Source organism: Mammaliicoccus sp. L-M44 (genome assembly GCF_022386355.1).
Classification (GTDB): domain Bacteria; phylum Bacillota; class Bacilli; order Staphylococcales; family Staphylococcaceae; genus Mammaliicoccus; species Mammaliicoccus sciuri_A.
Genome location: NZ_JAJNIU010000001.1, coordinates 175,153 through 191,581 on the forward strand (window position 1 = coordinate 175,153; position 16,429 = coordinate 191,581).

General features: G+C 31.6%; 17 protein-coding genes and 1 riboswitch. Of the genes, 4 read left to right on the forward strand and 13 right to left on the reverse strand.

Going from position 1 to position 16,429, the window contains the following annotated elements; all coding sequences use genetic code 11:
* Positions 1–28 precede the first annotated feature (28 nt).
* Positions 29–158: riboswitch (FMN riboswitch) on the reverse strand.
* Between the two features lie 75 nt (positions 159–233).
* The 8 genes from LQ611_RS00865 to LQ611_RS00900 form a co-directional block, all read right to left on the reverse strand.
* Positions 234–1,976 carry an ATP-binding protein gene (locus tag LQ611_RS00865; protein ID WP_107634335.1) on the reverse strand — a complete coding sequence of 581 codons (1,743 nt, stop codon included), beginning with the start codon at positions 1,974–1,976 and terminating at the stop codon, positions 234–236.
* Entirely contained in the window at positions 1,976–2,683 is a 708-nt protein-coding gene (locus LQ611_RS00870; RefSeq protein WP_025907062.1) for a response regulator transcription factor, read from the reverse strand. Before LQ611_RS00870 ends, LQ611_RS00865 begins: the two co-directional genes overlap by 1 nt.
* A gap of 27 nt (positions 2,684–2,710) precedes the next feature.
* Positions 2,711–3,928, reverse strand: a complete 1,218-nt coding sequence (gene ccsB, locus LQ611_RS00875; protein ID WP_037588178.1) for a c-type cytochrome biogenesis protein CcsB — start codon at positions 3,926–3,928, stop codon at positions 2,711–2,713.
* Positions 3,921–5,564, reverse strand: a complete 1,644-nt coding sequence (gene resB, locus LQ611_RS00880; RefSeq protein WP_107634135.1) for a cytochrome c biogenesis protein ResB — start codon at positions 5,562–5,564, stop codon at positions 3,921–3,923. Before resB ends, ccsB begins: the two co-directional genes overlap by 8 nt.
* 13 nt (positions 5,565–5,577) lie before the next feature.
* The gene (resA, locus tag LQ611_RS00885; RefSeq protein WP_103362138.1) at positions 5,578–6,114 is read right to left on the reverse strand and encodes a thiol-disulfide oxidoreductase ResA; all 537 of its coding nucleotides are present in this window, start codon (positions 6,112–6,114) and stop codon (positions 5,578–5,580) included.
* Between the two features lie 114 nt (positions 6,115–6,228).
* Positions 6,229–6,966, reverse strand: a complete 738-nt coding sequence (locus LQ611_RS00890; protein WP_025907054.1) for a pseudouridine synthase — start codon at positions 6,964–6,966, stop codon at positions 6,229–6,231.
* Positions 6,966–7,526, reverse strand: coding sequence for an SMC-Scp complex subunit ScpB (gene scpB / locus LQ611_RS00895; protein ID WP_037588190.1), 561 nt, complete (start codon positions 7,524–7,526; stop codon positions 6,966–6,968). The genes LQ611_RS00890 and scpB overlap by 1 nt, the downstream gene beginning before the upstream one ends.
* A complete protein-coding gene (locus LQ611_RS00900; protein ID WP_103362137.1) occupies positions 7,513–8,247 on the reverse strand; it encodes a segregation and condensation protein A in 735 nt (244 codons plus the stop codon). Before LQ611_RS00900 ends, scpB begins: the two co-directional genes overlap by 14 nt.
* A gap of 97 nt (positions 8,248–8,344) precedes the next feature.
* On the opposite strand from LQ611_RS00900, the gene LQ611_RS00905 reads away from it, so the two are divergent.
* Positions 8,345–8,848 carry a DUF309 domain-containing protein gene (locus LQ611_RS00905; RefSeq protein WP_107572749.1) on the forward strand — a complete coding sequence of 168 codons (504 nt, stop codon included), beginning with the start codon at positions 8,345–8,347 and terminating at the stop codon, positions 8,846–8,848.
* Positions 8,849–8,934: 86 nt separating this feature from the next.
* Here LQ611_RS00905 and xerD read toward each other — a convergent pair whose 3' ends face one another.
* The 3 genes from xerD to LQ611_RS00920 all read right to left on the reverse strand — a co-directional run bounded on the left by xerD (position 8,935) and on the right by LQ611_RS00920 (position 11,024).
* Positions 8,935–9,849: a site-specific tyrosine recombinase XerD gene (xerD, locus tag LQ611_RS00910; RefSeq protein ID WP_037588196.1), complete on the reverse strand. Its 915-nt coding sequence runs from the start codon at positions 9,847–9,849 to the stop codon at positions 8,935–8,937.
* Between the two features lie 91 nt (positions 9,850–9,940).
* Positions 9,941–10,381, reverse strand: coding sequence for a ferric iron uptake transcriptional regulator (fur, locus tag LQ611_RS00915; RefSeq protein WP_025907044.1), 441 nt, complete (start codon positions 10,379–10,381; stop codon positions 9,941–9,943).
* Between the two features lie 100 nt (positions 10,382–10,481).
* Positions 10,482–11,024, reverse strand: coding sequence for an NUDIX hydrolase (locus tag LQ611_RS00920; protein WP_107565205.1), 543 nt, complete (start codon positions 11,022–11,024; stop codon positions 10,482–10,484).
* Between the two features lie 77 nt (positions 11,025–11,101).
* Here LQ611_RS00920 and LQ611_RS00925 point away from each other — a divergent pair, with 77 nt between their 5' ends.
* Positions 11,102–12,013: an aldo/keto reductase gene (locus LQ611_RS00925; RefSeq protein ID WP_103362134.1), complete on the forward strand. Its 912-nt coding sequence runs from the start codon at positions 11,102–11,104 to the stop codon at positions 12,011–12,013.
* A 42-nt stretch (positions 12,014–12,055) separates the two neighbouring features.
* Here the strand turns inward: LQ611_RS00925 and LQ611_RS00930 are convergent, their stop codons facing one another.
* Complete coding sequence (locus LQ611_RS00930) at positions 12,056–12,811, reverse strand: SDR family NAD(P)-dependent oxidoreductase (RefSeq protein ID WP_103362133.1); 756 nt, start codon at positions 12,809–12,811, stop codon at positions 12,056–12,058.
* 139 nt (positions 12,812–12,950) lie between these two features.
* Here LQ611_RS00930 and proC point away from each other — a divergent pair, with 139 nt between their 5' ends.
* Entirely contained in the window at positions 12,951–13,766 is an 816-nt protein-coding gene (proC, locus tag LQ611_RS00935) for a pyrroline-5-carboxylate reductase (RefSeq protein WP_239709281.1), read from the forward strand.
* 56 nt (positions 13,767–13,822) lie between these two features.
* On the opposite strand, the gene rnz is transcribed toward proC, so the two are convergent.
* Complete coding sequence (gene rnz, locus LQ611_RS00940; RefSeq protein WP_103362132.1) at positions 13,823–14,740, reverse strand: ribonuclease Z; 918 nt, start codon at positions 14,738–14,740, stop codon at positions 13,823–13,825.
* Positions 14,741–14,935: 195 nt separating this feature from the next.
* On the opposite strand from rnz, the gene zwf reads away from it, so the two are divergent.
* Positions 14,936–16,420: a glucose-6-phosphate dehydrogenase gene (gene zwf / locus LQ611_RS00945; protein WP_025907035.1), complete on the forward strand. Its 1,485-nt coding sequence runs from the start codon at positions 14,936–14,938 to the stop codon at positions 16,418–16,420.
* The last annotated feature ends 9 nt before the right edge of the window (positions 16,421–16,429 follow it).

Consider the following 16,429-nt stretch of genomic DNA (forward strand, 5'->3'; position numbering starts at 1 on the left):
ATAAACCTAGTTAAGACTAGATTTTTTCCTCCATCTTCTCCCATCCAGACTTTAACTGTCGGCCTTAGAATTTCACTAAGTCAGCCAATATACATACATATATTGGGTCGCGGGCTTTAACCGCCGGTATGGAATTTCACCAAACCCCGAAGATGAATTTTTTTATTTAGTTTTAATTACAAAATATATATTAGCACATTGGTCAGGTATTTTCATCTAAATAACTCAACAATTTAAACTTTTGGTAAAGTTATTGTAAATTGAGTGCCTTCACCCTCTTTACTATCGACTTTAATCGTACCATGATGTGCATCTATAATTTTTTGAACGATAAAGAGACCAAGTCCTGTTCCGTGTTTACCTCTCGTGCGAGAAGCATCAACTTTATAAAAACGATCAAATATTTGATCTAAATGTTCTTTAGCAATACCTACGCCACTATCTTGAACGTTTATAACAAAGTCTTCTTCATCCGTATCATCAAAGACAACATTAATAGCATCATTTTGATGTGTGTATCTAATCGCGTTATCGATTAAATTCGTTAAAATTTGCTCAACACGATCGCTATCACCATACCAATTTGTAAGATTCCCAATATGTTTAACGGATAAATTCAAACCATTTTCTCGTGCTTGTGGTAAGAATTTAGTATCAATTTTGTTCATTAATGTAGAAATATTAAAGTCATCTAAATGAACTTTAATGCCTTCAGCGTCCATTTTGGCAACTTCTAATAATTCATTAATCAATCTACTTAATCTCTTAGATTCATCTAAAATAATATATAAGAAATCATCAACGTCTTTCTTCTCAGTTACAATACCGTCAACAATTGCTTCAGTATAACCTTGTAACATAGAAATTGGTGTTCTTAATTCGTGTGAAACACTTGCGATAAAGTCTTTTTTCATTTGATCCATATGATGTTCATCGGTCATATCACGAATGATTACAACTATACCTGATGAACCATCATTTTGAATGCTATCGATATACGTAGATATTACGACATAATATTTATGGCCCAATTCGTATTCGAAAAACTGCGTATTCTTTTCTTTAAATGTGTCGTTTCTTTGTGTAGATATATCAACATGATCAAATTCTCTTACTTCTTTTAAGAATGTATCTGCTTTGGAGTTAGAAATAATGATTTCATTCTTATCATTAATACCTAGCACACCATCGATCATCGAATTAATAAGTTTTTCTTGTATATTATTTTTTGATTTAACATCATCTATGTTTGTACGGATATCTTTACTCATTTTATTAAATGCTAAACCGAGTTCGCCAATTTCATCACGCGTATAAATCGGTACTTTTTCAGTATAATGACCTTTAGCAACTTTAAAGGCTGCTTGTTTCAATTGAATTAAAGGTTTCGTAATTCTGTTTGAAAGAAAGAAGGCAAAGATCGTACTCACGATTAATAATATAATGGCTGAAACAAGTATACTCAATGTAACAACGTTTTGAGCTTCTTTAATGGAGTTGATATCTTGGAATAAAAAGATACCTGCATCATCTTCAGGAAAAGCTTGAGAAGGATAGCCTAATAAAATATATTGATGTTTCTCACCGTTATAAGTTAAATTGATTTCTTTTAATACGTGCTTATCTTCATTAAAGACTTTATCGAATGCATGATTAGTTCTGATCTCATTAAGCATGACTTCTTTTAACGGATCTTCAGATCTTGCTGTCAAATCCTCACTATTTTTAACGATAATGAGTCCAGCAGGGTCTTCAACAAGTGCTCTTGCATAATCGATTGCTGACTCTTTTTCGTGTGAACTCAGTAATAATCGTTCTATTTTACTTGCATTATTATATAAATTTTCACCTGTGGTAGATGTATTATTAGATTGTAAAAAAGTTATAAGAAATCCGCTTAATAAAAGTAAAACTGTCGTTACTATTAAAATAATAGATAACCACAGTTTTACAACAACACTATTTAATCGATTCATTATTCAGGAACCTCAAATTTATAACCGACGCCCCATACAGTATGAATCATTTGTGCAGCATCTTCAGAAACTCTATTTAACTTTTCACGCAATCTTTTAACATGCGTATCAACTGTTCTTAAATCACCATAAAATTCATAGTGCCAAACTTCTTTCAACAGTTGTTCTCTATCAAATACTTTATCAGGTGATTTTGCTAAATATAATAATAATTCATACTCTTTAGGTGTTAAATTTACTTCTTTTTGATCTGCTAATACGCGATGTGCGTCATTATCAATGACTAAGTTTTCAAATACAATTAAATCTTTAGCTGTATTTGTTTGATTAACCATTGAATGATTCGTTGTACGTCTTAGTAATGCTTTTACGCGTAAGACAACTTCTCTAGGTGAAAATGGTTTGACGATATAATCATCTGCCCCAATTTCAAATCCTTCAACGCGATTATTTTCTTCACCTTTAGCTGTTAACATAATAATAGGTGTTGATTTTGTTTCTCTTACTCTCTTACATACTTCGATTCCATCTATTTCAGGTAACATTAAGTCTAACAATATGCAGTCATAATCTTCGTTTAAAGCTTTATCTAAGGCATCTTGGCCATTATCCGCTTCATCAGTCTCATAACCTTCTCTTTCGAGATACATTTTAACTAATTTTCGAATTCTATCTTCATCATCTACTACTAAAATACGATCTGTCATGCTTCGTTGACTCCCTTCTAGCATTTTTTAAGCATAAGAATGTAAACCAGCTACTATTAAGTTAACGGCAATAACATTAAATAGTATGATTGCAAGTCCACCAACAGCTAACCATGCTGATTTTCTGCCTTCCCAACCTTTACCTAATCTTAAATGTAAGAATATCGCATAATATAAGAATGTTATAAGCGCCCATACTTCTTTAGGATCCCAGCCCCAATATCTACTCCAAGCCATTTGTGCCCAGATACTCGCGAATAATATACCGCCAAGTGCAAATAATGGGAAACCAATGATTACTGAACGATATCCTATTTCATCCATTAAGGATAGATTGACTTTTTTCGTAAGTGGTTTGATAAGACTAAATAAAGTCTTGCCTTTCAAAATCAATCTTAGTATACCATATAAGACTGTACCAACTACAATTGACCAAACGACTGTGTTTAGTTTTTGAGCGTTGATAACAGCAGGTAATTCAATCTTGCTCCATTTTAAGATATCTGTTCTTTCTTTTGGTTCATAATCGCTACCTGAAACATGATCTACAAGTAAACTATCTTGTTGTGTCACAAATGCTGGAAGATGATAATGTTGCACAGAGTTATTATCGTTTTTATCAATAAAGAAATAAGTGTCATCGTAACCAACGATATCTTTCATAATGATCGTTGTTAATATAAATCCAATGACAATAACGATGAAATACATAATGACTTCTACAAAGAAACTATGTATCGATTTTTCCTCTGGACTAACAGCTGCGAATAAATAAATTAATCCTGCTATACAGCTGATTGATAAAATACCATATGAAATCGTTACGGTTATAACGTGAATTGCTAACCAACTAGATTGTAACGCAGGAATTAACGGCGAAACATCTCTAGAGAACATACTTGCATATGCAATTAACAACATCGCAATTGGTAATACGAATAACGCTAAAATAGGTGTCTTATAAATAGAGTAAATAACAAGGAAGCCACCTACCATCATAATGCCAAACATTGTTAAGAATTCATACATATTACTTACTGGTGCATGTCCCGCAGCAATCCATCTTGTAATAAAGTATAGAATTTGTAATACAAAGCCGATGACAGTTAATGTCACCCCTACTTTTTCTGCTCTTTTCTTAGGTGAACGGATTGAGAATGAATATGGCACAATCGCAACTAAGTACAAAATAAAAGCAGAATATAAACTGATATTACTAATATTTAAAAACATATCTTTATCCATTGTTTGCCTCCTTACTTTCGTGAATGTCTTGTTTAGTATCTTCAATATGTGAAATTTGATGTTTATCTAAGACTTGGTTAATCTCTTTTAAGAAACCATAATAATTCTTATTTGTATGAGCAGCGATATTAAACTCACCGTTATCTGTATTAATCCAAATACGTCTATGGTTAATATATGATCCGACTGCTAAACCTAATAAGAAAATAACGAAACCAGTAAATAATATTGGAAGTGTTAAGTCTTTCTTCACTGCCAACACTGTTGCCCATTGATTTGTTGCATTGGCAAATTTCACATCGTATTTATTATCTTTAGATATATCTTGTGATTCTTTAATTCTTAAGAAACTAAATTCTGATTGTTTGCCTTTATCAGTTACTTCAAACACAAAAGCTGGATTATTTGGATTTGGTGATTTAGTTGCAAGTACACCATTTTCTATTTTTTCGTAATCTGGCGCATAACTTCTTAACTTAACTGTTAAATCATCTGTAATTTTATAAGTCTTCTTAGGACTTTCCAAATTAACTGTAAATGGTTTCCCAAGTGCTTTACCGTCTTTTGTTTTTAAGTTAAATGTCATATCTTTTAACAACGAGTTGTCGAAGCTGCTTTGGTAAAATTGTAAGTGATCATATTTCAAAGGATGATTGACTTTAATTGAATCTGAAGCCACTTCTTTTAGATTAGCATCTGACCCAATTACTTCTTCTTGACTGTTTTTATACAAAGTAGCTTTTGTTTCGTAGTTCTTAGCAATTTTGTTTAAACTTGGGTCAATTGATTCAGGGTTTGTATTAGATTGAGATTTTTGATCATACTCTTCATATATAAAGTCGTTATTTTTTATATAATAGCCTCTATCTGTACCTGGTACTGGCTTCGTTTCCCCTTCTTTTACATAGACCATATCATCTAAGTAAAAGCCTGGTAAGAATCTTAACATTGCCCCAAATAAAAGTATGATTAAACCAGTATGGTTAATATAAGGACCGTATCTCGATAAACGTCCTTTTTCAAGTAAGATATGATTCCCATCTTGTTTAACTTTATATCTTTTTTCTTTAAAAGATTGACTCAATTCATCAAGATTAACTTGGTCTTTTGAATGTAAGTTTAATCTTTGGCGTTTATAGAATGAACTGTGCTTTTTCGTTCTTTGATTTTTCAAAGATTTATGTAAAGGTATCCCTCTATCAATGCTTGAAGTAATAATAGAGAACGCTACTAAACCTAACAGAATTAAGAACCACCATGAACTATATAAATTGTGGAATCCAAGTTTATAATATAGTAAACCGAGAGAACCATAATGTTCATAATAATATTGTTCCGGATTCACATTCATTGGAATAAAATATTCTTGCGGGAATATTGTCCCAATTGAAGCTGCAATGACCGTTAATACAAGTAAAGTAACACCTGTTTTGACTGAAGCGAAGAAATTCCAAATACGATCTAATATTGTTCTGTTTTTTGTTTTCGAACGTATCGCTTGCCCATCGTAACGCATAACGTCGGTTGTCTTTTTCTTATCATAGTCGTCATTTATTAAGCGACCACAGTTTAAGCATAATTGAGTTCCTTCTGGGTTCTTATGCCCGCACTCACAAACAATTTGCTTGTTGCTCACTTTAAATCCCCCTCTATTTCACTTTGACCTTTTCCATTTCTTCTATGATTTGCTTTTTAGAAAGTTCACCAGTATGCTTTGTTTTTATTTTACCATCTTTATCAACTGTTATCGTAGTTGGTAATGGATTGATACCGTATGCATCTGTAACTAAATTATCGTTATCCATCGCAACTGTGAAAGTTGGTGATTCTTTTAATGAACTTAAATATTGTTTGATTTGTTGAGGATTATTTCTGACATGTATCGCAACGACTTCAACACCTTTGTCTTTGTAGTTTTGATATTGTCTTTCTAACTCAGGCATTTCACGTTTACAAGGTTCACACCAAGTCCCCCAAAAGTTAATTAAAACACCTTTCCCACGTAAATCTTTTAAATTAACTTTTTTCCCATCAATCGTTTGGAGTTCGAAAAGTGGCGCATCATCTCCAACTTGCGCTACTTTATCCTTATCTTTCGTAAGACTGGACCATACTGTAAATACAATTGCAATTAAAATAATTGCCGTTATAACAATTTGGAGTACAGTCTTCTGTTTTTTCTTCATTTAAAATCCTCCCTAACACAATAAAAAAACCATACATATGCAATGTTATGGTGTTTTGTCTAGTATATCATGACTATAAAGCAGATTAGTGGCATTATTGTGAACGTTTACAGATTATTTACCATCTTGTGCCAAATGTCTTAAAACTTTGATTTCATGAGGTGATAACGTTCTGCCCTGTCCAGCATTTAAGCCTTTTAAATTAAGTGGACCATATTCTACTCTCGTAAGTTTAACGACTTCATGACCAAAATGACTAAACATTCTTCTAACTTGTCTATTTCTACCTTCCGTAATCGTAATTTCCACATGCGTTACATTACGCTCTCTGTCTTGACTTTTTACTTTTACAATTGCAGGTTGTGTCAATCCATCTTCTAGCTGTATACCTTTTTCTAATTGTTTAACTTCTTCTCTTAGTAAATAGCCTTTTAATTTTGCTACATATTTCTTTTGAATTTTATAACGAGGATGCGTCATTAAGTTTGTAAACTCACCATCATTCGTTAAAATTAATAAACCTGATGTATCATAATCTAATCTACCAACTGGGAAAATTCTCGTCTTAATATCTTTAAAATAATCCGTTACAACCGCTCTTCCTTTATCGTCAGATACACTTGTAATTACTTTTGTTGGTTTATGGAATAGAATATATAGTTTATCTGGCATTTCTAATGGAATACCTTCTACTTCGATATAATCAGAATCTTTCACTTTAGTGCCAAGTTCTGTCACTTGTTTATGATTAACATATACAAGCCCTTCTTCGATTAATTTTTCTGCTTTTCTACGTGACGTATAGCCACTTTTCGCAATAACTTTTTGTAATCTCTCTAATTCTTCACTCATTATGATTGCTCCTCATTGTTTTGTTTTTCGTTCATGCTACTAAAAAACAAATCCATTTCTTCTTGTTCATTTTCTTCATTTGTTGATTTCGGTAATTCGTCTAAAGAAGTCAGTCCAAATACATTTAAAAAGTAATCTGTCGTATATAATAATTGGCTTCTAGATTGATCGTTATGTTTCGATTCAACGACACCTTTCGCAATTAAAGTCTTAACAGAAGCATCTGAATTTACACCACGAATCACTTCTATATCACTTCTCGTAACAGGTTGATTATATGCAATAATAGATAATGTTTCTAACGCAGCTTGTGATAATTTAGTATTCATATTATCTATCATTAATTTTTCTAGATATTGATGCATAATTGGCTTTGCTGTAAGAATGCATTTATTACCGTAAAAAATAATTTGTAATGTTTCGCGATCATATTCATTTGCTAAATCTTTTAATTGTGATGGCGTTAATTCTAATAACTCACATAACTGATTAACTTCAATGCCTTCATCACCTAATGAATATAATAATCCTTCTAATAATCCTAATTTACTCACTGACATAATTCACGCCTCGATTTATAGTTATTTCTCCAAATTGATATTGTTGGAATACATCAATTTGTCTTAATTTCATCATTTCCAATATTGCTAAGAACAACGTCACTAATACATTCGTAGATAAATCAGATGGCAATGTCTCGAAAAATTTATAACTCTTATGTTCGGCAAGTCGTGCTTGTATTGAAGCAGTTGCCATTTCAATCGTATAACTATCTTCGTTAACGGTAACATTCTGTGGTTTATTAAATCTCTGTCTACGTTTAGTACGTTGGTATGCAATAATTAAATCCGTCATATCTAAATCTAAAGGTGCACGTTTGTCATGAACGGCTTCAAATTTGGATAAATCTGCTGGCTTTTTGATGAATATTTGTTCTCTGTCTTGTTTTTTATGATTTAATAATTCAGCATATTCTTTATAATTTTGGTATTCGATTAATTGTCTAACTAAATCGTCCCTTGGATCATCTTCAAATTCATCAATATCTGATGGTTGTGTAGGTAGTAATAATTTACTTTTGATCATCAATAACTCAGATGCCATCACTAAATATTCACTCGCTACATTTATTTCTAATATTTTCATTTGATGTATATAACTTAAGTATTGCTCGGTTAGTTCCTTCATTGGAATATCATAAATATCTATTTCGTATTTTTGTATTAAATGAAGTAATAAATCCAAAGGTCCTTCAAAGGCATCAAGTTTTACTTCATACATTTAAAACTTCCTCATTTCTATTCCTTTTACGTGCATAAACCTAAAAATTATTATACCATGATTACGTATAAATATTCTATGCTGAGAGGGATTTTAAATGGAAACACAAATAATGTCATTTCACTATCATTTCCATGTCTTAAGACATTATTTTGAATGTCACGATATATTAGAAGATCATTGGAAAGATCAAACTCAATTTAGTAAACATGATGCAATTGTAAGTTTAATATTGTTCTCTACGGCGTGTTACCACTATAGACGTGATAATACGAAAGGCGCGCTAAAAACTTATAAAAAAGCACTACAAATTGCTGAATTAAATGATGACTTTAGCCATTTAGGTATTGAAAAAGCATCTTTTCAATCTTTAATTCATTCACAAATCATGCGCATTGAGCAAGGTCATCCTTATGAAAATATTCAACTCCCTTTAACAGATGCAAGCTATCGTGCTTTAGAAAGTACTTTTGATGATTTTGAATTTAACTATAATACAGATGTATCAGATTATATTAAACATTATCATCTACTAAGAGATCGTACTGAAGTGATAGAAAGTCGTATTTCAGCATATAAGCAACGTCACGCTAGACAATAAATAACCAATAAATAAGACCCCAAGCAACAGCAAATGTTAATAAAATTGCTAAAGTGACATATTTTTTTGATTCATTTTGTTGTTGTTTATTGTTCTTCATTTTTCTTCTCCTTCTTGGCTCTAGGATGATACGTTAAATACATCTCACGTATTTGTTTTTTAGAGATGTGTGTGTAAAGTTGTGTTGTAGAAATGTCGGAATGTCCGAGCATTTCTTGCACTGCCCTCAAGTCCGCACCATTTTCAAGCAAATGCGTCGCAAAAGAATGCCTTAAAGTATGAGGTGTTAAAGTTTTCGTTATCCCTTTTTCTAAGCCGATTTTTTTTAATATTTTCCAAAATCCTTGTCGCGTTAAAGCTGTGCCACGTGCATTTAAGAATAATATATCTGTAACATGTTTCTTCAATAAATTTGGACGAACTTCCTGGATGTAGTTTCTTAATATGCCCATTAAATGTTCACCAAGCGGTACGATTCGTTCTTTATTTCCTTTACCAAACACTCTAATAAATCCCATCGTCAAATTGACGTCTTCTACATTTAATTGAATCAATTCACTTACACGAACGCCCGTACCATATAAAAGTTCAAGCATCGTTCGGTCTCGTTCATCTCTAGGATTTGTAATATGTGTAAATGTTAAGAGTTGGTTCACTTCATCTTCACTCAATACATCTGGAAGTTTCTGTTCGTATTTAGGTGTTTCAATCAATATGGTTGGATCTTTAACGGCGTATTTTTCTCTAATCGCAAATTGATGAAAGCTTCTAATCGTCGCTGCAAGTCTCGCAATTGTTTTAGCTGACTTTCCTTCTTGTTTAAGATGCGCAAAATATTTTTGTATCACAATACGATCAATATTGTCTATATGACTAATTTTATGTTCAGTTATGTATTGGTTATATTGTTTTAAATCTCTTTGATACGATTGGATTGTATTTTGACTCAAACCTTTTTCTAATCTTATAAAATCTATAAACTCATTTATGATTTGTTCCATGAATTCACCTCATTGTTGTCATTATTTTACCATAAAAAAAGACATCACTAAAATCAGTATAAAACTTCATTTAGTAACGTCCATTATAGATTTATTCTTCGTGACATCTATGACAAATACCATGAAAAGTTAATCGATGGTCTAAAATTTTAAAGTTAAATTCTTTTTCAACACGACGTTCTACGTCTTCTAATAAATCTTCTTCGATTTCATCAACTGCGCCACATTCCATGCATACCATATGGTGGTGAAAATGTTTTGCCCCTTCTTTTCTTAAATCGAATCTAGCAACACCATCGCCAAAGTTAATTTTGTCGACTACTTTTAATTCTGCTAATAGTTCTAACGTACGATAGACAGTTGCGAGACCAATCTCAGGTGCCTTATCTTTAACTTTTAGGTAAACGTCCTCTGCACTTAAATGATCGGCTTCATTCTCAAGTAATACTCTAACTGTCGCTTCTCTTTGCGGAGTTAGTTTGTAGGAAGCTTTGTGTAATTGTTCTTTCACACGTTGTATGCGTTCTTCCAACTTGACACCTTCTTTCTAAAAAATAATCATTATCAATTAGTAATGTATTCGTATACTAAAATACCAATAATCTTCTCAAAAAGCAAGAAAAAATATCTTTTTATTTAGAATGATTATAATTTAATAATAAGTATTGGAAGGCTATCATTGTTTTGGCATCTTCAATTTTATGTTCTGATAATAATGACTGTATTTGATCGATTGGAATTTTAGTTAAATTTAAGAATTCATCTTCATCTAAATTCACTTTTCCTTCTTTTAAATCTTTCGCGATATAAATACTTACTTTCTCGTTACAGAAGCCTGGACATCCATATACTTCACCGATGAGTTCGAGTTTATCTGCAACGTATCCTGTTTCTTCTTCTAATTCTCTCAGTGCAGCTGACTCTCGTTCCTCCCCTATTTCTAATTTACCAGCAGGAATTTCGATTAATGTCTTTTCCATTGCTTTTCTATATTGTTCCACCACTAACACTTCATTTTCTGGTGTTATAGCTAATACAGATACTGCACCATTATGTAATACGACTTCGCGTTCGCTCGTTTGGCCATCTGGAAGTGTAACTTGATGTTTTTCTAGCTTAATTATACGACCATCATATATCGTTTCTTTCGAAATCGTTTCTTCAGTTAGTTTCATTATAAGTGTGCCTCTTTTCATTAAAATAATTTATCTGGTAAACTTAATAAATAAAGTGTAGCGAAAGGAGCTTCAATATGCAAAAGAATACATTGAAAAGTGGCATTGAAATTTCAGAAGTCGGATTAGGTTGTATGAGTCTAGGAACTGATATCAACCATGCAGAAACAATTGTTGATGAAGCAATCAAACAAGGTATCACATATTTTGATACAGCTGATTTATATGATTATGGTGAAAATGAAAAAATCGTAGGACAACTTTTGAAAAAATATCAAGATCAACAAGATATTGTCATTGGATCAAAAGTCGGTAATCATTTTGATAAAGATAAACAAGAACACTTTTGGGATCCTTCTAAAGAACACATTATGAAAAGCATTAAAGAATCATTACAAAGATTGGATCTTGAACAATTAGATTTATATATGTTACATGGCGGTACGATTGAAGATAACAAAGATGAAACAATAGAAGCATTCGAAAGATTAAAAGAACAAGGTCTTATAAAAGCATATGGTATTTCGTCAATTAGACCTAATGTGATCGATTATTACTTGAAAAACAGCAACATTGAAACAATTATGATGCAATTTAGTATTTTAGATAATCGCCCTGAAAGTCTTATTGAAAAAATTAACGAACATGGTGTCAAAATATTAGCGAGAGGTCCAGTTTCTAAAGGTTTATTAACTCATAAATCAAACGAAGTATTAGATCGTAAATTTAAAGATGGCTTACTAGAATATAATTATAATGATTTATCGGATACCATTTCTCAACTGAATAAAGAATATGATGACTTATCAAGTGTTACATTTAATTATTTGAAATCATTTGACGCACTTGGATCTATTATTACAGGTGCAAGTTCACCAGAGCAATTAGCTGAGAGTATCCAAAGTTATAATGGAACATTATCAGAAGCTCAAATTAAGCACGCTCGTTCAATCGTAAAAAATATTGAATACACAAATCACTTAGTTTAAAAAAATAGAGTCTGGGAGAAGATTAATTTTCCCAGACTCTATTTATATCTTTTTACTCAAAAAACTTTGTTTAAATAATTTTTCAAATGTACGAGGTGCCAATTGATAAAATCTCAATCCTAAATCCATCCATTTTGGTTCGTTTATTTCTATTTTTCTTTTAATCATACTTTTAACAATTTGTTCACTTAAATCTTCTACATTAAGTTGTATTTGAGATGTGAGCTTTTCAAAGTGGCCTGAAGGGTCTGCTTTAGCATGAAATTGTGATTTGAAAGGTCCTGGATTGACATTAAGTACATGTAAATCTTCGCGTTCAAGTCTTAAAGCATTTGTGAAACTACTCAAAGCTGCTTTTGACGCTGCATAATGGCTACCATATGGCGTTGTTACTTTAGAAGAAATAGATGATATATTAACGATTGATGCCCCTCTTTTTAAATAAGGTAATATACGGTTCAAAAGAATAATTAAATTGACGAGATTCGTATGATAAATGTCCTTAATTTCCTCATTCGTATGTGCCTCGTTAGATTTAAAGTAACCAAACCCAGCATTATTAATAATCCCATCATACATATTGTTCTGTGCAAGATTAAATTGTTCGACTTGCGCAGTGTCATTCATATCTAATATAAAGACTTCTTTAATATTTTTATAGGTCGTCATTAAATGATTGGCTTTATCCTTATTTCTTACAATTATAGAAACGTAAGCACCATGATTATTCAATGATTGTATCAAGCTCTCCCCTAGTGAACCTGTGGCACCAGTTAATAAATAATGTTTACCGATCATTTAACTCATCCTTTATTCATTGTTATGTATAATGTATCATAACACTTCAAAAAAACTAAATACGATACAAGCAATTTTGACATAAGATTATATTTCTTTATAATTAAAATGAATTCATATGGAAGTGAGTGATTTTATTATGAAAATTGTGTTTTATGGATCTGGTAATATGGCAAACGCGATATTCACTGGAATTGTTAACAGTAAGTCGATTGAACCTGAAAATATTTATTTAACAAATAAGTCGAACCAAGAAGCATTGGAAAGTTATCATGAAGCTTTAGGCGTTAGCTATAGTTATGATGATGAAGAATTGTTGAAAGATGCAGATTATGTATTCTTAAGTACAAAACCTTATGATTTCTTAAAATTAGTTGAACGCATTAAACCTTTCATAACGAGTGATAATAAATTCATTTCAATTATGGCTGGTTTACCGATTAGTTATATTAGAGATAATTTACAAGTCGATAATCCAATTGCTAGAATTATGCCGAATACGAATGCGCACGTTGGGCATTCAGTAACGGGGATTAGTTTCTCTACAAACTTCGATCCTAATTCTAAGCAAGAAGTATTAACGCTTATTGAAGCTTTCGGTACAGCATTAGAAGTTAAAGAAGATCATTTACATCAAGTGACAGCTATTACTGGTAGTGGACCTGCATTCTTATATCATGTATTTGAACAATATGTAAATGCTGGTACTAAATTAGGCATTGAACAATCTCAAGTTGAAGAGTCTATTAAAGAGTTAATTATTGGTACTGGTAAAATGATCGAACGCTCTGATTTAAAAATGGATCAATTACGAAAAAATATTACGTCTAAAGGTGGTACAACGCAAGCTGGTTTAAATGCGTTAAGTAACCATGACATAGAAGCTATTTTCTTAGATTGTTTAAACGCAGCTGTTAAGAGAAGTATCGAACTTGCAGAAGCGGATGAAGATTAATTGAATAAGTTACAAAAAACATCTCATCTTAAAATACATATAAGATGAGATGTTTTTTAGATTTGAAATTGGTCATAATCTTTTACAAATTTAAAGTCATGATTTACAGCTGAACGTAATGTGGCTTCAACTGTTTGAATATCTTCTAATTCATATCGATTAGATAAATGTGTGAATAGACCTTTTTTTACATTAACATCAGTCATTAATTGAAAGACATCTTCAATATGACTATGATAATAAGAATTTGCTAATTTTTTATCGCCTTCGATATACGTTGTTTCATGAACAATAACATCTGCATCTTGTGCAAGGATATGTTCATTTTGACATGGCATCGTATCACCAAAGATTGTAATCACTTTCCCCTTTTTCTTTGGACCTTTGAAATCTTTAGATTGATAAGTTTGATTTTCGTATTCAAAAGTTTCGTTTGCTTTTACTTCTTGATATTTTGGTCCAGGTTCAATACCGATTCCTTTAAGTTTTTCAACATCAAGCTTCCCTTCAATATCAGGTGCTGTAATGCGATAACCGACAGATAATATACCATGTTTTAAAGGTAAAGCTTTAATATGAAAGCCATCAATATTAAGTTCGGTTTCCGTGTTGAATTCATTTACAGTTATCGGATAATTTAAATTTGATTGAGAAATTTCTAATGCCGTTTGTATAAACTTTGCTATACCTTTAGGGCCAATTATTGTTAAAGGTTTATCTTTACCACCTTGGAAGGAACGACTTGTTAATAATCCAGGTAATCCAAATATATGATCACCATGTAAGTGCGTAATAAATATATGACTTATTTTGCCAAGTTTGATGCCAGTATGTAATATTCGATGTTGAGTTGCTTCACCAACATCAAATAACCATAGTTGATTGACATGAGGTAGGCAATTAAAGGCAATTGATTGTGTATTTCTTTCTTTAGTCGGTAATCCGGCGCTTGTGCCTAAAAATGTGAGTTCCATCGTCTTCCTCCTTACGTTATTATTATAACATGTATCGTACAATGATTTATAAAAATACATAAAAATGATGATGATTATACAACTTACTGAATAAATTGAAAATTTAACAGTTCAAATGGAAGAATATCAATCACTAACATGTTATAATAATTAATATTGTAAATTGTGAAAAAGTTAGAGAATCGAGGTAAATAAATGACAACCGAAACTAGAAATATTCCATGCTTAATTACAATATTTGGGGCTACAGGTGATTTAAGTCACCGTAAATTATTCCCATCTATTTTTCATTTATATCAACAAAATCAATTAGACGAGCACATCGCAATAATTGGTGTTGGTCGAAGAGATTGGACTACTGAAAAGTTCAGAAATGAAATTAAAGCTTCAGTAGAGAAACATGTACAGAATACAGACAAGTTAGATGAATTTATGGAACATGTATTTTATCAATCGCACGATGTTAGTGACCCTTCTAGTTATGAAGAATTATTAGCTTTTTCAAATGAGTTAAATGAACAATATCAATTAGAAGGTAATCGATTATTTTATTTAGCAATGGCACCTCAATTCTTTGGAACTGTTACAGATTTCTTAAAATCTTCAGGTCTAACAGATACTGACGGTTTCAAACGTTTAATTATTGAAAAACCTTTCGGCACAGATTTAGCATCTGCTGAAGAATTAAATGAACAAATTAGACGTTCATTTAAAGAAGAAGAAATTTACAGAATCGACCATTATTTAGGTAAAGATATGGTACAGAATATCGAAGTGTTAAGATTTGCGAATGCGATGTTCGAACCATTATGGAATAATAAATATATTTCTAATATTCAAGTAACATCATCTGAAATATTAGGTGTAGAAGATCGTGGTGGATACTATGAAAATAGTGGCGCATTAAAAGATATGTTCCAAAACCATATGTTACAAATGGTTGCTTTATTAGCAATGGAACCACCTATTAGTTTAAACAGTGAAGATGTTAGAAATGAAAAAGTAAAAGTATTGCGTTCAATTAGAGCTTTAGATGAGTCTGAAGTTAAACAGAACTTTGTTAGAGGACAATATGATAAAGGTCAAATTGAAGGCGAAGAAGTTAAAAGCTATAGAGAAGAAGATAAAGTAGCAGATGACTCTAATACCCCTACTTTCGTTGCAGGTAAAGTATTGATAGATAATTTCAGATGGGCTGGCGTACCATTCTTTATTAGAACTGGTAAAAGAATGAAGAAAAAAGGTATTCAAGTAGTTGTTGAATTCAAAGAAGTACCAATGAATTTATATTATCAACGTGATTCAGAATTAGAATCTAATTTACTTGTCATTAATATTCAACCTAATGAAGGTCTTTCACTACATTTAAATGCTAAAAAACAAGTTCAAGGTATAGAAACAGAACCTGTTCAATTATCATACGCAATGAGTGCACAAGATAAAATGAATACAGTTGATGCATATGAGAACTTAATCTTCGACTGTCTTAAAGGTGATTCAACAAACTTTACGCATTGGGAAGAATTAAAAGCAACATGGAAATATGTAGATGTGATACAAAATGTGTGGGACAACGATAAAGCACCGTTCCCTAATTATAGAGCGGGTACTAATGGACCGATTAAGAGTCAATTATTATTGTCTATTGATGGATTTAAATGGTGGGACGATATTAATTAATCTTTCTGC